14 protein-coding genes are annotated in these 18,541 nt (G+C 63.1%); 4 read left to right on the top strand and 10 right to left on the bottom strand.

Annotation, left to right across the window (positions count from 1 at the left end):
* Positions 1-191 precede the first annotated feature (191 nt).
* From FAS41_RS09400 to FAS41_RS09415, 4 genes are all read left to right on the top strand, one after another.
* Positions 192-1,862 carry a LuxR C-terminal-related transcriptional regulator gene (locus FAS41_RS09400; protein ID WP_138521534.1) on the top strand — a complete coding sequence of 557 codons (1,671 nt, stop codon included), beginning with the start codon at positions 192-194 and terminating at the stop codon, positions 1,860-1,862.
* Positions 1,863-1,964: 102 nt separating this feature from the next.
* Positions 1,965-6,002, top strand: a complete 4,038-nt coding sequence (locus tag FAS41_RS09405) for an MBG domain-containing protein (protein ID WP_138521536.1) — start codon at positions 1,965-1,967, stop codon at positions 6,000-6,002.
* 2 nt (positions 6,003-6,004) lie between these two features.
* Positions 6,005-7,738: a ShlB/FhaC/HecB family hemolysin secretion/activation protein gene (locus FAS41_RS09410; protein ID WP_138521538.1), complete on the top strand. Its 1,734-nt coding sequence runs from the start codon at positions 6,005-6,007 to the stop codon at positions 7,736-7,738.
* Positions 7,739-7,792: 54 nt separating this feature from the next.
* A complete protein-coding gene (locus FAS41_RS09415; RefSeq protein ID WP_138521540.1) occupies positions 7,793-8,014 on the top strand; it encodes a hypothetical protein in 222 nt (73 codons plus the stop codon).
* A gap of 138 nt (positions 8,015-8,152) precedes the next feature.
* Here the strand turns inward: FAS41_RS09415 and FAS41_RS09420 are convergent, their stop codons facing one another.
* From FAS41_RS09420 to FAS41_RS09465, 10 genes are all read right to left on the bottom strand, one after another.
* Positions 8,153-8,788 carry a TetR/AcrR family transcriptional regulator gene (locus FAS41_RS09420; RefSeq protein WP_138521542.1) on the bottom strand — a complete coding sequence of 212 codons (636 nt, stop codon included), beginning with the start codon at positions 8,786-8,788 and terminating at the stop codon, positions 8,153-8,155.
* A gap of 77 nt (positions 8,789-8,865) precedes the next feature.
* Positions 8,866-10,347: an aldehyde dehydrogenase gene (locus FAS41_RS09425; protein WP_138521544.1), complete on the bottom strand. Its 1,482-nt coding sequence runs from the start codon at positions 10,345-10,347 to the stop codon at positions 8,866-8,868.
* A 27-nt stretch (positions 10,348-10,374) separates the two neighbouring features.
* On the bottom strand, positions 10,375-11,988 hold the full coding sequence (locus tag FAS41_RS09430) for an ABC transporter ATP-binding protein (RefSeq protein ID WP_138521546.1): 1,614 nt from the start codon (positions 11,986-11,988) through the stop codon (positions 10,375-10,377).
* 33 nt (positions 11,989-12,021) lie between these two features.
* Positions 12,022-12,837, bottom strand: coding sequence for an ABC transporter permease (locus tag FAS41_RS09435; RefSeq protein WP_138521548.1), 816 nt, complete (start codon positions 12,835-12,837; stop codon positions 12,022-12,024).
* Positions 12,838-12,847: 10 nt separating this feature from the next.
* On the bottom strand, positions 12,848-13,804 hold the full coding sequence (locus tag FAS41_RS09440; protein ID WP_138521550.1) for an ABC transporter permease: 957 nt from the start codon (positions 13,802-13,804) through the stop codon (positions 12,848-12,850).
* Positions 13,805-13,907: 103 nt separating this feature from the next.
* Positions 13,908-14,687, bottom strand: a complete 780-nt coding sequence (locus tag FAS41_RS09445; RefSeq protein WP_138521552.1) for an alpha/beta fold hydrolase — start codon at positions 14,685-14,687, stop codon at positions 13,908-13,910.
* A gap of 11 nt (positions 14,688-14,698) precedes the next feature.
* Positions 14,699-14,908, bottom strand: coding sequence for a tautomerase family protein (locus tag FAS41_RS09450; RefSeq protein WP_138521554.1), 210 nt, complete (start codon positions 14,906-14,908; stop codon positions 14,699-14,701).
* Positions 14,908-15,960 carry an LLM class flavin-dependent oxidoreductase gene (locus FAS41_RS09455; RefSeq protein WP_138521556.1) on the bottom strand — a complete coding sequence of 351 codons (1,053 nt, stop codon included), beginning with the start codon at positions 15,958-15,960 and terminating at the stop codon, positions 14,908-14,910. Before FAS41_RS09455 ends, FAS41_RS09450 begins: the two co-directional genes overlap by 1 nt.
* 21 nt (positions 15,961-15,981) lie before the next feature.
* Positions 15,982-16,977 carry a flavin reductase gene (locus FAS41_RS09460; protein WP_138521558.1) on the bottom strand — a complete coding sequence of 332 codons (996 nt, stop codon included), beginning with the start codon at positions 16,975-16,977 and terminating at the stop codon, positions 15,982-15,984.
* 14 nt (positions 16,978-16,991) lie between these two features.
* The gene (locus FAS41_RS09465) at positions 16,992-18,536 is read right to left on the bottom strand and encodes an ABC transporter substrate-binding protein (protein ID WP_246084851.1); all 1,545 of its coding nucleotides are present in this window, start codon (positions 18,534-18,536) and stop codon (positions 16,992-16,994) included.
* Between the last annotated feature and the right edge of the window lie 5 nt (positions 18,537-18,541).

The raw sequence follows: 18,541 nt of genomic DNA on the forward strand, positions 1-18,541 counted from the left end.
AATCATATCGTACGGCGTTGTGTTTAGAGGCTTGCGTTACTTGCACCGAATCGAATTGATCTGAAAAGTAGGCACTAGACGTCCGCTATAGGTCGGAAGCGGACTGTCTACTCAATCAGGCTAGCGTCTGGCTCCCTCGTGCTCCGGGTCTACTCTTCCAAGACTCTTTATGAGCTGCGAGCGGCTTAATAATGTCTACCGTACTGATTATTCATTCTCACCCGATAACTGCCCACGGGATAGAAGCGGTGCTGCAGAAGGCGGGCCATGACGTCCTTTCAATCGCGAAAAACGGTTTGGAGGGGCTGGAGCTTGCCCGGGGATCTTCTCCCGATCTATTGATCACTGAAATCGATGTGCCTCGCCTCGGCGGCCTGGATGTCATAAAACGCCTGCAAGCGAGCAAGGCTCCCTCGCGCGCGCTGGTTTTCACTTCGCTACCTTCAAGCGTCTATGAGCATCTCTGCCTTGCTGCGGGCGCCGCTGGCTTTGTCTCGGCCTCTGATTCAATTGCGACTCTGCTCGACGCTGTAACCAACGTTCTGGCCGGTCGCAGCTATTTCAGGACCAGGGTTCTTCATATCGAGACAGCGGCAGCAGTTTCTCCTCTGGATCAGCTCACCTCTCGCGAGATCATGGTGCTCCACTACCTGGCAGATGGGTATCGGGTTAAGCAGATTGCCGATGAGATGGCGCTCAGCGATCGAACGGTAAGTACCTATAAGAGTCGGCTGCTGGAGAAAATAGGTGCCAAGTCGCTGGTCGAGCTGCTTCAAGTAGCAGGCAAACGAGGGCTTATTGAACGAAAGGATGCTGACCCGACATTCGATGGGATGGCGTCGACGCTGGATCTTCAATTCAACGCACTTCTCGATGCAGTGCCTCATCCCATTTGCATGCGTGCACCGGATGGTCGGATCCAGGCGGCGAATAGTGCATTCATGGAACTGCTGGGAATCGCCAAGCACACAGCGCTCAATTCGCTACAACGTGATTTGGGCGTGATCGATACCGAGCATCTGGACTACTACCGAACCACCTTCGAGTCCGCCGTGACCAACAAGGCACCCTACATGATGGTGGTGACGATCTATGTGAATGGGCGCCGAAAGGTGCTCCGACACAGCGGATGCCCTGTCCTGGACTCCTCAGGAACTTTGATAGGCATGTTGTGTTCTTCCATCGACTTGGAAGAAGAAGACATGATCATCCAATCACTGCGAGATGAGGTTTCGTCCCTCAAAACGGTGAGAAAGCGTCGGGGCGCCTATCTGCTTGAGCAGCAAACGCTAGTCAGCAATGAGGCAGGCCTGGCGTTAAAAGTGATTAAACATGAAGGTTCTGACAGCCTCAGAGAGGTAGTCAGCCCTCTACTCCAATCCATCGTCGAGCACGTCACTCTGGTCGGCGAAATGACACGCTTTGAAGAGGATGGCGTGGTTTTGAACCCCTATCCTCAAAACCTGAATACGCTGACGATGGAGATGCTATCGAGGAATTCAGCCAGCGCAGCACTCGGCTATCAATTCCGTGCTGCACCTGGTGAGCCGATGGCCTGGGTCGATAGCGATCGCTATGCGGCTCTGCTCAAGGCGGTCCTTCTGCACCTGTTCAAAACCAATGCCACCAACGTGAAAATCACTGCAGTTTTTTTTGAACCCCACCCGGCAACATTGCAATGGCGTCTGAACTTTAGAGCCACGCTAGAGCCATCGATCAATCCCCACCCCGTCATTTACCTGACCTTAGCGACCGAGCTTTGCCTAAGATTCAATGGAACCTTCGAAGTCGAAGCTTCTGAAGCTAACGACTTCAATGCGCTTGCCTGCATGACGTTCGCAACGGTGTCTGCGCAACGCTGAAAATCAGGTTCGCACTACAAGGCAATTCAGAAACGCACGCTTATGCCCGGCGCCTCATAGGCGAATCATTTCTCCCAGAGCCTTTTTCCTGGGAGTTTTGCCATGACCACACTGCCGGTACACGGGAGTCCTCATCCGTCCCTTCGACTGAAGAGCATCGTAATTGCCATCGCGCTTACGACGGGGAACGCTACTGCTCCATTGCTGGCTTTTGCCGATAACCTACCTCAAGGAGGCCAGGTAATAGGCGGCCAGGCGACCATCACCCAACGGGGCAACAGCATGGACGTGAACACGTCCAGCGCCCGAACTGCGATTAATTGGCAGAGCTTCAACGTTGGCCCCGACCAGCGCATCACCTTCAACCAGCCCGACGGCAAGTCCGTCACCCTCAACCGCGTCGTCGGCGCCGATCCGTCGAAGATCTACGGTGCGGTCACCTCCAATGGCCAACTGATCCTGGTCAACCCCCATGGCGTGATGATCGGTCCCAACGCGCGCATTTCATCTAGCGCGCTGGTGGCCAGCGCCGGCTTCCTCACCGAGGAGCAGGCCAAGCAATTTGCCCAGACCGGCAAGCTGGATATCCAGCTGACCGGCAACGTCACCAACCAGGGGCGGATCACCGTCCATGACAACGGCATGGTCGCCCTGCTCGGCGCCCAGGTGAACAATGCGGGTGTCATTCAGGCGAAGAAAGGCACCGTGCAATTGGCTACCGGGCCCAAGGCCACGCTGGACTTCCACGGCGATGGGCTGCTGAGCATCGGCATCCATGGCGAGCCTGGAGACGCTTCCAGCGTCAATGGCGATGTCACCGGTGGCATCACTCATAGCGGCGAGATCGACGTCGGCAATGGCGTCGTCGCCATGAGCGCCGCGCGTGCGGCCCAACACCTGGACTCGGTCATCAACGTCTCCGGCAGTGTCGCCGCCAACTCGGTGAGCAGCGACGGCGGCACCATCGTTCTGGGCAATGCGGCACAAACCAACGTCAGCGGTTCCCTCAGTGCCAGAGGGGCCAATGGCGGCACCGTGAAGGCGCAGGGCGATGAAGTGAATGTCGCCGGCACCGCGAAGATCGACGCCTCCGGTAACGATGGCGCTGGCGGCAAGGTTCTGGTCGGCGGCAGCTACCAGGGCAAGGGCAACGAACAACGCGCGCAGAACACCACCGTCGCAAAGGGAGCCCAACTGAGTGCTGACGGCCACACGGCAGGTGGCCAGGTCGTGGTCTGGAGCGACGGCAACACCCACTTCGCCGGAAACGCCAGCGCCAAAGGCCAGCGCCAGGGCGGCGTGGTGGAAACCTCAGGCAAGCAGCTGCGAGTAACCAGCGATGCCAGGGTCGATACCAGCGGCGCCAGCAAAGGCACCTGGCTGCTCGATCCGGAGACGGTGAATATCGTCAGCGACGCCCAGGCCGACTCCGGTACGGGCGTGACCAATGGTGCGGCCAGCGGTCCCAGCACCGCAGACCTGTGGAACGTCGCCGCCAGCGCCATCGTCAACGGCCTGGCCAGCGGCAATGTCGAGGTCTCGGCGAGCCAGCGCATCAACGTCAACAGCGCCATCGTCGCCACCAACATCGGCCAGGACGGCAACGGCCAGTCCAGCACACTGGCGCTGATCGCCACCGGCAACCCGGTGCAGGGCAAATCCTACGAAGGCGCCGACCTGAGCAGCGACAGCGGCTCGGTCTACATCAATGCGCCGATCCTGCTCAAGGACGGCAACCTGTTCATCGCTGCCACCGGCGACATCCGCCTGAACAACACCGGGGCGGATTACAGCCAGCGCGCCATCATCGATGTGGGCAACGGCATCGCCTGGCTGCGCACTTCCAACGTCGCCTCGATCATCCAGCAGGAAGGCACCGCGTTGATGGGCAAACAGGTCGCCCTGGAGGGCGCCAGCGTCCGCATGGAGAGCAACCTCAACTACGCCGGCACCCTGGCGGGCAAAGCCAGCAACGGTCTGTTCCGCTTCAACCAGACCAATGCCAGCGGCACCACCACCACCGGTAGCGTCACCGCCCCCTACTCCGGCGAAACCCTGACCGGCGTGACGGCCCAGCAACTGGTGTACCGCGGCTACCAGGATGTCGTCGCCGACCCCTCGCAGAGCTGGGGCGCCAGTACTCGCTCGGTGACGTTGAAGACCCAGGACGGCTCGTCCTTCGACTACCTGGTCTTCGAAGCCACCGGCTATGTCACGCCCGACGGCCAGGGTGGCTATCGGGAAATCGACCCGGCCGTGCTACTGAACTACCTCGACAGCTCCGACTACCTGGTCAGCGGCCTGACCTTCAAGGACCCCGCCGGTGTCACCTGGAAACTCACACCCGATGCCGCTGACGCCACGCTGACTCATGTCATCCGCATCGATACCGATGGCAGCCAGAGCACCGCCTCGCTGCCAGTCGGTTTTGCCTTCGGCGCCAATGGTGGCCTGCAGGTGGTCTCCACGCTGCACGATCACGGCTGGGGCGTCGAGTCGTACTCGGTGATCCAGGGCGCTACCGATCCGAAGGAAATCCAGCACAACACCCAGGATGGCAGGAGCCAACAACTGGTGGTCAACCTCGGCACCAAGGTCGACTCCCTCGATGCGCTGATCTCCAACCTGATCAACGACACGCCCTGGCTGCAGAAGGCCGACGGCAACGGCCCTTCGCTCGCTCCGGGCGAACAGGCACTCGAACGCGGCCGCGTCCACTTCTACGAAACGGTCGACAAGACCGCTGAGCCAGGAGTGATCCTCAATAACGCCGCCCAAGCCACGGTCAGCGTCACCGCCGACGACAAGTCCCGCGAGTACGGCGACGCCAATCCGGCGCTGACCCAGACCACCACACACGACAGCAACGCCCAGGCGATCAAGGGCGTCGACGACTACGTGAGCCAGCAACTGGGCCGCAGCGGCATCCAGGTCAGTGATCCGACCACAACAGCCACCGCCACCAGCGACGTGACACCCGGTGGTTACGACATCATCAACAAGATCGCTGCCGATGAGCGCTCCCAGGGGCGCTACAAGATCGAAGACAACCAGGGCAAGCTGACCGTCGAGCAGGCGGAGCTCAAGGTCAAGGCTGACGAGAAGTCCAAGGTCTACGGCGACCAGGACCCTGCCTTGTCCTACCAGGTCAGCGGCCAGAAGCTCGGCGAGAACGCATCCGACCTGGTCAGCGGAAACCTGGCCCGCACCACGGGCAAGAATGTTGGCAGTTACGACATTCATCAGGGTGGCGTCAGCAGCCGGTCGAGCAACTACCGGATCAGCTACGAAGGCAATCTGCTGCACATCACCCCGGCCCAACTGGAGGTAACGGCACACGACCAGAGCAAGGTCTATGGCGATGCCGACCCAGCCCTCTCTTACTCCGTAAGTGGCCTGAAGAACGGTGATAACGCCAATGGCGTGCTCAACGGCGGTGCCCTGCTGCGCGAGTCCGGTGAGAACGTCCGTCCGCAGGGCTACGCCATCGGCCAGGGCAACCTGGCGCTGTCCAGCGGCAACTACACCCTGGTGTTCACGGACGGCAATCTGCAGATAACTCCGGCGCAGCTGGTGGTCAGTGCGGACGACAAGTCGAAGACGCAGGGGCAGGCCGATCCGCAACTGACCCATCAGATCAGCGGCCTGAAGAATGGTGACAGCGCCGATATCGCCAAAGGCACTTTGAGCCGAGCCCCCGGCGAAGTGGTGGGCGGCTATGCCATTGGCCAGGGCACCGCGTTCGAGGCCGGCAGCAACTACACCGTGGTATTCCGCGACGGCACCCTGACCATCAGCGGTCCGCTGGCTCCGGTTGATCCGCCGCCGGTGCCCGATGCGGCCCCGATCGCTTTGCCGATCACCGCTCAGTCCCCCGGCAACACGCGCTGCGACGCCCTGGAATCCCCCAGTGCCGTCTCTGCCAACTACACCGTCTCGCCGGCCGTCGCCCGCACCTATTCCGTCCAGCTGATCTGCAAGCCCCGCTCCTATGGCGACAAGCAGAGCACCACGCCGGACCTGCGCGACGTCCTCACCTACGCCAACAGCCTGTTCAAGGACGGCAAGCTCATCGTTCCCGACTGGAACCGCAGTGTGATCCCGCATGACCTGCAGGCTCCCGGCAAGGGAGGTAAATGATCATGAAATCGCATCCTGCTTCGCTCAGCCGCCTGGCCATCGCCGTCGTCTCCGCCTTCCTGCTGGCCTCCCAGCTACAAGCTGCCCCCTTGGGCCAACTCAATCCCGGCCGGGTAGAAATGCCCGACAAGGCCGGCGTGCGTACCTCGCCTACCGAGATGCCTGGCACCCTTGAATTACCAGACACCGTGGTTACTCCCGAACCCGAACCGCAGGAGCTCCAAGCGTTTCCCAGTGCCCGGTTCCCAGTGAGCAAAGTGACCCTGGTTGGGGCCAGCAGCTATCCTCCCGGCACCTTCGATGCGGTGCTCAAACGCCTGGAAGGTCACTCGGTCAACCTGGCCGAAGTCCATGCCGTTGCCGATACCATCACCGCCCGCTATCGCCAGGCAGGCTTCCTGCTGGCCAAGACCATCGTGCCGGCGCAACGACTGGAAGGCGGCAACCTGGTACTCCAGGTCTTCGAAGGCAAGGTCAATCAGGTCACCTTCAGCGGACCCAGCAACAAGGCGCTGGAGCGCTATGCGGACAATATTCGCCAGGAGATTCCCCCCACCAGCAAGACCATCGAGCGCAATCTGCTGCTGATGAATGATGTGTCCGGCAACGATAGCCGCGGCACCCTGCAGGCATCGCCTGTAGAAAGTGGCACCGATCTGATCGTCGAGAATGCCCTGCGCAAATACGAAGGCTTCTTCGGCTTCGACAACCGTGACAGCCGCTACTTCGGCCCGTGGCAGGTATACGGTGGCGTCGGCGTGAATGATCTCACCGGGCACGGGGACCATCTGGGCGTCCGCGCCGGCAAGTCGATCGAAGGCAACAAGATGACCTTCTTCGAAGGCCAGTACGAGCTGCCGGTCGGCAGCCGGGGCGATGTCGTCAGCTTCCTGGCCCAGCACAACGATGGCCACGCCGACACCTATTCCTTCCTCAATGCCAACAGCTCCGGCGATACCTTCGCGGTGCGCATTACCCGTCCGTGGATTCGCCAGCGCGATGAGACATTCAAGACCTCCGCGGCCTTCACCTACTACAACGGCACCTCCGAGTACCTGGACGACAAGGATCTGCCGCCCTCCAGCGAGGACCGTATCCGGGCGCTGCGGCTGGGGGCCAGCTACGACTGGTTCGATGCCTACGGCGGCAAGAACCTGGTCAAGGGCGAGATCAGCAAGGGGCTGGCGATCATGGGAGCGAGCAGCGAGAGCCGGCTCAACCCCTCGCGCGAAGATGGCCAGACCGATTTCACCAAGCTCCAGCTGGACGCCCAGCGCCTGCAGGACCTGTCGAAGGTGATGGACGGCCTGAACCTCTACGTCGCTGCCACGGCACAGACCTCCTTCGGCCAGGCGTTGCTCAGTCCCGAACAGTTCGGGGTGGGCGGCAGCGAGTTCGGGCGCAGTTATGACCCATCCGAGATCACCGGTGACAGCGGCTTCGCCGTAAAGACCGAGCTGCAGTACAACCACATCCACACCTTCAAGGACTACGCAGTGCCGACCCAGTACTACGCCTTCTGGGACTTCGGCAAGGTCTGGAGCGAAGACCCCAGCTGGGTGAGTACGGAAAGCCTTTCCTCCACCGGCATTGGTGCGCACCTGAACGTCTTCAAGGACACCTATGTCTCGCCGGAAATCGCCTTCCCGCTCACCCGCTCGGTCTCGGCGAAAGAGCTCGATGACGATAACGGAAAAGCCCCCAGGTTCTACATCAACTTCCTCAAGCTTTTCTGAAACCCACGCCGGGGCTTCGGCCCCGGCGACTCATCTCCTTGGAGGAAGCTCACCATGAACTTCAACTATCAGGAAATGCTGCGCATCATCCGCAGCGCCTCCTTCAATGACGAAATGGCCTCCGAACTGCTGCTGGAACTGGGGCGACACGCGCCGGCTTGCGACCTGGCCTATCGCTTTCTCGATATCGCCGGTCACATGAGCGCCGAAGCCAAGTCTCTCGCAGCTCTTTATCAGCCCATGGCCGCAGAAAAGGTTTCCTCTCCGCGAAATTAGATCGGGCTGGCGTCGACCGATTGACTCAACAGTTGAAAGCTGACCTTCAATGATTTGCGTAGGTCCAAAAAACCCGCCGAAGCGGATTAAAAGTGGAGCACCACTGGAGTGAGACGATTCGGTACCGTTAGGCCAGGATTACCGAGCACTATCGGGCATGTAGAACGCGACCAGGTCGAGACAGGCGCTGATGCCGTGCTCGATGGCCTTCATGTTCCGTCGGCGCTGCCAGTCCAGCCAGAGGCCGTCGAGCATGGCCATGATGGCGTCGGCAGCCTTTTCGATGCGCTCGGCGCCCACCTCGCGCTCTTCGGCGATCCTGCGCAGGATCTCCACCAGGCGTTCACGGTAGATGGCGTAAAGCTTGCGCTCGGTGTCGGCAATGTCTTCCTGGAACAGCGACGCGGACCACAGGTCGATACGCACCGACAGGTAGCTGCGATCCAGGAAGGTGGCGGTGAAGCCGCTGCGCAGGAACACTTCGAGCTGAACCATCGAGGTGCGAGGCTCGGCCACCAACCCCGCGCGGGTGGCCTCGTAGAGCTGATGCGAGGCGTATTTGTAGGCCTCCACGAGCAGCTCGTTCATGTCCTTGAAGTGGTAGCTGATGTGCCCCAGCGCCATCTCGGCGCGCGCCGCGACCTTGCGCGCGGAAAGCTTGGCGTAGCCCTCCTCGCTCAGGCAGAGAAAGGCCGCCTTGATGATTTCCTCGCGGCGCAGTTCAGGGTCGTAGATTTTCTTCGCTTTCTGTTGCGCCGCTTTCTCTTGCGCCATGGCGTGCCGATTCCAGATTTGGCAATTCGGGGCGGATTATTCCGCCCCGCGTCCGTGATGGTCAAAAGTTAGTTCGCTCAGAGCCTTATCCAGGTCGCCTTGAGCTCAGTGTACTTGTCGAAAGCGTGCAGCGAGCGATCTCGCCCGTTGCCTGATTGCTTGAAGCCGCCGAAAGGCGCCGTCATGTCGCCGCCAGAGTACTGGTTGACCCATACCGAGCCGGCCCGCAATGCACGAGCGACCTGATGAGCACGCGACAGGCTGGATGTCCACAGGGCCGCCGCCAGGCCATAGGGTGTGTCGTTGGCGATGGCCACCGCCTCTTCGGTATTCCCGAAGGAAATCACCGAGAGCACGGCACCGAAGATTTCCTCGCGGGCAATGCGCATGTCGTTGCGTACGCCATCGAAGACCACCGGCGCCAGGTAGCAACCCTTGCCTTCGCCAGTGCCGGCCACCAGCCGGGCACCCTCCTCCAGGCCGCTGGCGATATAGCCCTGCACTGATTCCAGATGCTGCGCATCGACCATCGCGCCATAACGGCTGGCCGGGTCCAGCGCATCGTTCGGCGCCCAGGTGGCGAGGGCCACGCGCAGGTGCTCGAGGAACTCTTCGCGCACCGACTCCTGCACCAGTAACCGCGAGCCGGCGGTGCAGACCTGGCCCTGGTTGTAGGCGATGGCGGAGGCGGCGCTGGTGGCAGCGGCGCTCAGGTCGGGGGCGTCGGCGAAGACGATATTCGGGCTCTTGCCGCCGGCCTCGGTCCATACGCGCTTGAGGTTGGACTGCCCGGATGCGACCATCAGCCGCTTGGCCACACCGGTCGAGCCGGTGAAGGCGATGGCATCCACATCCATGTGCCGCGACAGCGCATCACCGGCCTCGGCGCCGAAGCCAGGCACCACGTTCAGCACGCCCTCGGGAATGCCAGCCTCACAGGCCAGCGCAGCGATGCGGATGGCTGTCAGCGGCGAACGCTCGGACGGCTTGAGCACTACCGAGTTGCCGCAGGCCAGCGCAGGACCGAGCTTCCAGCTAGCCATCAGCAGCGGGAAGTTCCAGGGCACAATCACCCCGACCACACCCACCGCTTCGCGGGTGACCAGCCCCAGCTGGTCCTCGGCGGTGGCGGCAACCTCGCCATAGACCTTGTCGATGGCTTCAGCGGACCAGCGGATGGCGTTGGCCGCGCCGGGCACGTCGGTGGCCAGGGCATGGGCGATTGGTTTGCCCATGTCGAGGGTTTCCAGCAGGGCCAACTCCTGCGCATGGCTTTCCAGCAAATCGGCGAAGCGGATCAGGATACGTTTGCGCTGTACTGGTGCCATGCGCGACCAGTGCCCGGCGCTGAATACGCGGCGCGCGGCGGCTACCGCACGGTCAATGTCATCCGCGCTGCCACGGGCGATAGCTGCCAGCTTACGGCCGTCCAGCGGGCTGTTCTTGTCGAAGCTGCGCAGGTCCCGCGCGGCGCAGTAGCTGCCATCGATAAAGCAACGGCCCTCGATGGCGAGCGCGGCGGCGCGCTCGCTCCAGTCCTGTCGTGTTGTTGCGGTCATGGGTTTGCTCCTTGAGCGAAAATAAGTTCAGGCCACTCCCCGTTGGGACAGGCCGTCGAGCCAGTCCGGGTCCATCTGCGGCATGCTGTCGAGCAGGCGCGTGACGTAGCTGTCGCAGGGTGGTGTGAACACCCGCTGTTTTTCGCCGAAATCGACGACGCGACCGGCCTTGAGCACCAGTACGTCGTCGGCGATGGACTTCACCACCGACAGGTCGTGGGTGATGAACAGGTAGGTGACGCCCAGGCTCTGCTTGAGGTCGTCGATCAGGCGCAGGATGCCTTCTGCCACCAGCTGGTCGAGAGCACTGGTGATCTCGTCGCAGACGATCACCGCCGGGTCCGCCGCGAGGGCACGGGCGATACCGACACGCTGCTTCTGTCCGCCGGACAGTTCTCCCGGGCGCCGTGCCATGAAGCGGCCCGGCTCGAGCCCTACGGCGGAAAGCAGTTCACGGGTGCGCTCGTCGCGCCGCGCAGCGCTCAGGCCACCATAGAACTGCAGTGGCCGGCCGACGATGTCGCCGACGCGGTGCCGGGGATTGAGTGCCGTGTCGGCCATCTGGTAGATCATCTGGATCGCACGCAGTTCGTCGCGGCTGCGCTTGGCGTAGTGACCGGCAAGCGGCGCGCCGCGGAACAGGATGCTGCCCTCGCGGCTGGGCAAGGCTCCGGTGATGCAACGCCCGAGGGTCGACTTGCCCGAACCGGACTCGCCGACTATGGCCAGCGTGCGTCCAGGGAAGACTGTCAGCGATACATCGTCCAGCACCTGCTTGTTGCCATAACCGGCGCGAATGCCGCGCAGCTCCAGCAGCGGCTGCTGGTCGTCGGCCACCGGCGGGCGCGCCTCGCACGCCAGGTTGCGCACCGCCCACAGCGATCGGGTGTAGTCCGCCTGCGGCTGGGCAATCACCTGGCGCTTATCACCGCGCTCCACCATGTGGCCGTCCTTGAGCACCATTACCTCGTCGGCCATCTGAGCCACCACGGCGAGGTCGTGGGAGATGTAGATCGCAGCCACCTGGAACTCACGGACCAACTCGCGGATGGTCAGCAGCACATCGATCTGCGTGGTGACGTCCAGCGCCGTGGTCGGCTCGTCGAAGATGATCAGATCCGGTCGGCAGGACATCGCCATGGCCGTCATGATTCGCTGCAGCTGGCCACCGGAGACCTGGTGCGGGTAACGCTCGCCGATGGCCTCGGGCTCAGGCAGGGAAATCTTGCGGTACAGCTCCACCGCATCCCGACGTGCCTGCTCGCGGGCGACCAGGCCATGTTCCAGGGCGCTCTCGCAGTGCTGGTCGATCAGCCGGTGCGCCGGGTTGAAGCTCGCCGCCGCGGACTGCGCGACATAGGCGATGCGCGCGCCGAGCAGCTCGCGGTGCTGCGCCTCGGGCACCTGCCGCATATCGATGCCGTCGAAGAGGATCTCGCCGCCGCTGATGCGGCAGCCGTCACGCGTATAACCCATGGCAGCAAGGCCGATGGTCGATTTGCCAGCGCCGGACTCGCCGACCAGGCCGAGTATCTTGCCGCGCTGCAGCTGCAGGTCTATACCGTGGACGATCTCGCTCCAGCCGTCAGTGCCGCCGGCCTCAATGCGCAGGCCGGTGATCTTCAGCAAGGGTTCGCTCATGTTGCGTTTCCTCGAACAGTACGGGGCGGACGTTCATCGCCGTTGGGCGAGGAACCAGTCGGCGACGAAGTTGACGGCGATCGCCAGCACGCCGATGGCGGCGGCGGGAATCAGCGGGGTGAGGTCGCCGAAGGAGATCAGCGAGGCGTTCTCGCGCACCATGCTGCCCCAGTCGGCCAGCGGCGGTTGCAGGCCCAGGCCGAGGAAGGACAGCGAGGAAATGGTCAGGAAGACGAAGCAGAAGCGCAGGCCGAACTCCGCCACCAGTGGCGCGCGGACGTTGGGCAGGAGCTCCACCGCGACCAGCCAGAACAGCCCCTCGCCGCGCAGGCGGGCGACTTCCATGTAGTCGGTGACCACCACGTTGAGCGACACCGAGCGGGCCAGGCGAAAGATCCGCGTGGCATCGACCAGGGCGATGACGAACACCAGGTTGGCGATGCTGGTGCCGAAGATGGTCAGCAACAGCAGCGCGCAGATCAGCTGCGGCACCGCCATCAGCACATCGACCAGGCGCGACAGGGCGCTGTCGACCCAGCCACCGAGCGCTGCGGCGACCAGCCCCAGGGTGCCGCCGATGAAGAACGCCAGCGCGGTGGACAGCAGTGCAATACCGATGGTGTTGCGCGCGGCGAAGATCACCCGTGAGAGCATGTCGCGCCCCAGGGCGTCGGTACCCAGCCAGTGCTGCGCACCCCAGGGGTCGTATTCACCGCCGACGATTTCCGTCTCGCCGAAGGGCGCCACCAGCGGGCCGAACAGCGCGAGGAAAGTGTAGAAAAGGATGACCAGCAGGCCGATGCGGGCGGTCCAGGTCATCTGTTTGAAGGTTGCGGTCAGGGCATTCATCGGGTCGTTCTCACTTGCGGTGCAGCAGGCGCGGGTTGGTGACGATGGACAGCACGTCGGCAAGCAGGTTGATGCCGATGTAGACCACCGCGAAGATGCAGCAGCAGGCCTGGACGACCATGACGTCGCGCTTGATCACCGAGTCCACCATCAACTGCCCGAGGCCGGGGTAGACGAACACCACCTCGACCACCACGACGCCGGTGATCAGGTATGCCAGGTTCACCGCGATGACATTGACGATGGGCGCCCAGGCATTGGGCAGCGCGTGGCGCAGGACGATCTTCAGCCGCGACAGGCCCTTGAGCCGGGCCATTTCGATATAGGGCAGCTGCAGCAGGTCGAGCACCGCGATACGGGTCATACGCATCATGTGCGCCGTAATCACCAGGGTCAGCGTCAGCGCCGGCAGGAAGGCCGCCTGCAGATGCTCCAGCAGGCTCGCCGAGGCCGGCACGTCCGCGATGGAAGGGAACAGCGGGTGCTTCACCGCCAGCCAGAGGATCAGGATGTAGCCGATGAAGAACTCCGGCAGCGACACCGCCGCCAGCGAGATGATGTTCACCACGCGGTCGTAGATCGAATCCTTGTAGAGCGCCGCGAACAGCCCCAACAGCAGCGCCAGGGGCACTGCGATCAGCGCCGTGTAGCCGGCCAGGAACAGGGTGTTGAGCAGGCGCTGACCGATCAGTTCGGACACGGCCCGCCCGTTGGACAGCGAGGTGCCGAAGTCGCCCTTCAGGCTACCCAGCAGCCAGTTCAGGTAGCGGGTCAGCGCCGGCTGATCGAGCCCCAGCTCGTGGCGCAGGGCGTGCAGTGCCTCGGGGGTGGCAGACTGGCCGAGCAGCTTTTGCGCCATGTCGCCGGGCAGCAGCTGGACTGCCGCGAAGATGAGTGCGGAGACGCCCAACAGGGTCAGGACTCCGAGAAGGATGCGCCGCAAGAGAATGGGATAAATCAGAGCCATGTCGTCGACCTGCTGATCGGTTGGGCATTGTTGTTTTTCTGTTTTTGGGGCAGTTGCAGGGAGGGTTGGGTCGTGCCCACCCTCCTCCGCGTACCGGCAGGCGTTACTGCGAGGCTTTCGTCAGGAAGGCTTTCAGGTGCGGAACCACCTTGTCGCTCGCTTCGATCAGGATGGCGTGCTTGAGGTCCGCCAGTACCACCAGTTCGGAGTGCGGCAGGGCGTCGGCGATCTGCTGGTTGAGCCCGGGATTGCAGCCACCATCGAACTCACCGGTGAGCACCAGGCACGGCTGCCGGACTTCATGCAGCCAGGGCGCCATCTCGGTCTCCGCATAGATGTGGAAGACGTTGAGGAACACCTTGGCCGGCGTGGCCATTACCTGCTGCTTGCGCCACTCGATCACTTCCGGATGCGCCTCGCAGAAGGCTTCGGTGAACCAGCGCTGGGTCAAGGTATCGAGCACCGGGCCGATGCCTTTCTCTTCCATGGCACGGACGACCTTGCGCACGTTCTCGCTGTCCTGCGGCGAGCGGAACGCCGCAGTGGACAGCAGCCCGATGCTCAGCACGTGCTGCGGATACCTGTGCGCATAGGCCGGCCCGATCATCCCGCCAAGGGAATGACCGATGATGTGCATCTGCTCGATGCCCAGCCGTGCCCGCAGGGCTTCCAGATCCTCGACCAGCTCGTCCAGGCCGAAGTCTTCAGTGGGCAGCGGCGAGTCGCCGTGGCCGCGCAGGTCATAGCGGATGCAGGTGAAGCTGTTCTTCAACGCCTCGGTGACCTTGTCCCAACCGGTCTTGCGCGCGCCGATGCCGTGCACCATCACCAGGGCGGGCCCCTGCCCGTCCACCACATAGGCGCAATCGATTGCCTTGCTCATCGTTCGCCTCCTCAGTTCTGTGCTTTGTTTTCAGCGATGATGTCTGCATAGCTGCGACCACCTACCCCCCAGTCGGCCGGATCCACCTCCTTGAGCAGGATGGTGACCGCCTGGGCCTTTCCGCCGCATACCTGGAGGTAGGTATCGGTCAGCGCCTGGATCAGCTCGCGTTTCTTTTCGGGGGTGCGTCCGGGGAAGAGTTCTACGGTCAGCAGTGGCATCAGCCGGTCCTCTTGGTCATGGCGGGTTGAGTGGTGCGGGAACTGAAGTGCGGAATGATCTGCTCGCCAAAGCGCCGCATCATGTCGAGGCTGTCCGCCTGGGACTGGCCGAAGTTGGCGGTCATGATCACTTCGTCGATACCGGCCTCGGCATAGGCGGAGAGCTGGTCGATCATCTGCTCGCGGGTGCAGATCAGCAGGTTCTTGCCCAGCTCCTCGATGGACTGCTGGCGCGGTAGCGCTTCGATGCCGCCGCCATGGACGATGCCCGGCCCGGTGAACACGTTGTCGAAGCGGCGGTAGTACTCGTAGGCCAGTTGCAGCTTCTCGCGGGCGTCGGCTTCATCGCGGGCGAGATAGGTCGCACGCTGCAGCGAGAGCCGTGCGCGCCGGGCGGATCTTACTTTCGCCTCGGCATTGCCACGGCGGAAGGCGTTGACCTGGTCCAGCAGCATCTGGTGATCGCCACTCAGTGGCGTGGTCTGCACAGAGAAGCCCTCACGTGCGCAGGCCTGGATGCCGTCGGGTGCCATGCTCGCCACCACCAACGGGATTTCCCTTTCAGGACGCGGCATCACGGTCAGCGGGCCGAATTGGTAGTACTTGCCGTCCCAGCTCACTTCCTTGCGCGTCAGCAGGGCCTGCAGCACCGCCAGGGATTCGTCGAAGCGCTCGCGGGTCTCGCTCATCGGCACGCCGAGCATCTCTATCTCGTACTTGAAAGCGCCACGTCCCACGCCCAGCACCAGGCGCCCGTCGCACAGGGCATCGGCCTGCACCACTTCGCCGGCGAATACCCGCATGTCGCGAATCGGCAGCACGGCGATGGAGGTGACCAGTTCGATGTGCCGGGTAACCGCAGCGATCTTCACCGCCATCTGCAGCGGCGACGGCACCAGCAGGATATTGATCAGGTGGTGTTCGGGGATGGAGATGCCGGCGTAGCCGACCTCTTCCGCCACCACGGCCTGCTCGACCATGTGCTCGTAGAGCTGTTTGCCGGAGGCGTCCGGATCGGGCAGGTAGGAGCTGAGGAAATGGTTGAATTCCATGTTGTTGTCCACTCAGTGGTCTTAGTGTTTCCAGTCCAGCCAATGCACGGGCTTGCCCGCGATGCCGGCGATTCGTCCGCCATCGGCGGTGTCGCAATAGATGCCGAAGCTGTCGGCCTGCCGCTCGCTGAAGAAGCGGTGAAGCATGCTGATGCAGTAGTCGCCGCGGACCAGCAACCAGGGCTCGTCTTCAGCACGGAAGACACGTACGTCGCGCCCCGCGCTGGCGGTCGGAGCCAGCTCGCCGCTGGCGTCCGCGCGGAAAATCAGGCGGGTAAAGTCATCTCCCGCCTCCTCGAACATCGAGTAGATGAACGACACCTCGCCCACCAGGCCGACCCGGCGGAACACTTCGTCGATCACCGCCTTCTGGCTCACTCCGGCGTGCCAGAACACCTCGGGGATGCTCCAGTGCTCCTGGCCTGGCTCGCGGATCAGCAGCACGCCGTTGTCGCGGGCGATCAGGCAACCGACCTTGAGTGCACTGCCGCGCTCGACCTGGATGGCCTTGGCGCCTTCGGCGAAGTCGATGTAGCTGCCGCGAAAGTAGCCCAGCGGGCTACCCACGCTGCTGCGGTAGCGCTGCACCTCGCCGATCAGGATCACATGGTCGCCCGCCTCCACCAGGCTGTGGCGCCGGCAACTGAGTACGCTGAGGCTGTCGGCCAGGCACGGCACATCGGCCTCGCTGGACAACAGTTCGACCCCGTCGAACTTGTCTGCAGAGCGCCCGGCGAAACGGTTGGACAGCTCGCGCTGCCAGTCGCCGAGAATGTTGATGGCGAAGCGTTCGGCCGCGCTGAACACCGCCACGCTGCCGGCGCTTTTCGCAATGCACACCAGCACCAGCGCCGGGCTCAACGACACCGAGGTGAAGGAGTTGGCGGTGAAGCCGCGCGGCGTGCCGTCGGCCTCGCGAGTGGTGACAATGGTGACGCCGGTCATGAAGGTGCCGAAGACGTTGCGCAGGCTGCGCGTGTCGTCGGCGCATACCGAGTGCCAGTCGAGGTTGCTCATCCCGTTCTCCCGCTTCACGCCAGCGACCAGCGCTCGATGGCGCGCATGCCGTCCAGCGCCATGTCGCCGGCGACGGTGGGGGAAGTGACCACGTCGTTGCCCATGCCCATGATGTGGTTCATGAACATCGGTACCACGGTGGAACCCTCATCGCGCAGCATCGCCTGCATGTCCCAGTAGATGGCCTTGCGCCGGGACTCATCGAGCTCGGAACGGGCCTGCAACATCAGCTTGTCGAAACGCTCGTTGTTCCACTGGGTGTCGCCCCAGGACGCACCGCTGGCGTAGATCTGGCTGAAGATCCAGTCCGGGGTGGCGCGACCGGTCCAGTAGCACATGCACATCGGCTTCTTCGACCAGACGTTGATCCAGTACCCGTCGTTGGATTCACGCACCACCTTGAGGTTGATGCCGGCCTTGCGCGCGCTTTCCTCGAACAGCACGCCGGCATCCACCGCCCCGGCGAAGGCCGCGTCGGCGGCGCTGATGCTGATGTCCAGGCTGTCCAGCCCCGCCTGCTTGAGGTAGAAGCGCGCCTTGTCCGGGTCGTACTGGCGCTGGGCGAGCTCGCTGTTGAAGTACTTCTGCTGGCGACCGATGGGGTGGTCGTTGCCGACACTGCCGTGGCCGCGCAGGATCGACTTCACCCACTGCTCACGGTCCACTGCGTACTTGAGCGCCAGGCGTACGTTGTTGTCCTGGAACGGGCTGATCTTGGCGATCATCGGCATGGTGGCGTGGTTGAGCCCGGTGACCTCGGCGACCTTCACCTTGTTGCTGCGCTGCAGCATCGACAGGGTCTTGATCTCCACGCGGTTGATCACGTTGACCTTGCCGGTGAGCAACGCGTTCTGCCGCGCCACGGAGTCGGCGATGGCGATCAGCTCCGCTTCCTCGACATGCGCCCGGCCGGGCTTCCAGTAGTTGGGATTGCGCACCACGTAGGCACGTACGCCGGGGTTGTACTCCTTGAGCATGTAGCCGCCGGTACCCACGCCGGAGCGCCAGTCCACCTGACCGTCGGCGCCGCGCGGCAGGATGCTCAGGTGGTAGTCGCTCATCAGCACCGGGAAGTCGGCATTGCCACCCTTGAGGCTGACGCGCACCGTCGAATCATCGACTGCCTTCACTTCATCGATCTGCGAAACGATCGACTTGGAGAGCGACTTGGAGCCGTCCTTGCGGTGGTAGTCCAGCGTCGCCACCACATCGTCGGCGACGAAGGATTTGCCGTTGTGGAACTGCACGCCGCTGCGCAGCTTGAAGGTCCAGATTCTGGCGTCCGGCGAGGACTCCCAGGACTCGGCCAGCTCGGGGATGGCGTTGCCGCTGCTGTCGATCTCCACCAGGTTGCCGCGCAGCGCCTGGCTCAGCAGCATCATGAAGTCGTCTTCGGCCAGGCCCGGATCGAGGCTGTCGGTGGTCGATGCACCCGCCAGGCCGAACACCAGCCGCCCACCCTTCTTCGGCTCGGCGAAGGCCGGCAGCGGCAGGCCGCCAAGCATTACGCCCGCCCACAACAACCCCATCGTTCCCTTCACCAGGTCACGACGAGTCACGCCGG

It is taken from the genome of Pseudomonas nicosulfuronedens (genome assembly GCF_005877905.1).
Lineage (GTDB): Bacteria > Pseudomonadota > Gammaproteobacteria > Pseudomonadales > Pseudomonadaceae > Pseudomonas > Pseudomonas nicosulfuronedens.

Excerpts from the sequence above, each read along its gene's own strand:
- FAS41_RS09400 (WP_138521534.1), top strand. The coding sequence starts at position 192 with ATGTCTACCGTACTGATTATTCATTCTCACCCGATAACTGCCCACGGG.
- FAS41_RS09405 (WP_138521536.1), top strand. The coding sequence starts at position 1,965 with ATGACCACACTGCCGGTACACGGGAGTCCTCATCCGTCCCTTCGACTG.
- FAS41_RS09410 (WP_138521538.1), top strand. The coding sequence starts at position 6,005 with ATGAAATCGCATCCTGCTTCGCTCAGCCGCCTGGCCATCGCCGTCGTC.
- FAS41_RS09415 (WP_138521540.1), top strand. The coding sequence starts at position 7,793 with ATGAACTTCAACTATCAGGAAATGCTGCGCATCATCCGCAGCGCCTCC.
- FAS41_RS09420 (WP_138521542.1), bottom strand. The coding sequence starts at position 8,788 with ATGGCGCAAGAGAAAGCGGCGCAACAGAAAGCGAAGAAAATCTACGAC.
- FAS41_RS09425 (WP_138521544.1), bottom strand. The coding sequence starts at position 10,347 with ATGACCGCAACAACACGACAGGACTGGAGCGAGCGCGCCGCCGCGCTC.
- FAS41_RS09430 (WP_138521546.1), bottom strand. The coding sequence starts at position 11,988 with ATGAGCGAACCCTTGCTGAAGATCACCGGCCTGCGCATTGAGGCCGGC.
- FAS41_RS09435 (WP_138521548.1), bottom strand. The coding sequence starts at position 12,837 with ATGAATGCCCTGACCGCAACCTTCAAACAGATGACCTGGACCGCCCGC.
- FAS41_RS09440 (WP_138521550.1), bottom strand. The coding sequence starts at position 13,804 with ATGGCTCTGATTTATCCCATTCTCTTGCGGCGCATCCTTCTCGGAGTC.
- FAS41_RS09445 (WP_138521552.1), bottom strand. The coding sequence starts at position 14,687 with ATGAGCAAGGCAATCGATTGCGCCTATGTGGTGGACGGGCAGGGGCCC.
- FAS41_RS09450 (WP_138521554.1), bottom strand. The coding sequence starts at position 14,908 with ATGCCACTGCTGACCGTAGAACTCTTCCCCGGACGCACCCCCGAAAAG.
- FAS41_RS09455 (WP_138521556.1), bottom strand. The coding sequence starts at position 15,960 with ATGGAATTCAACCATTTCCTCAGCTCCTACCTGCCCGATCCGGACGCC.
- FAS41_RS09460 (WP_138521558.1), bottom strand. The coding sequence starts at position 16,977 with ATGAGCAACCTCGACTGGCACTCGGTATGCGCCGACGACACGCGCAGC.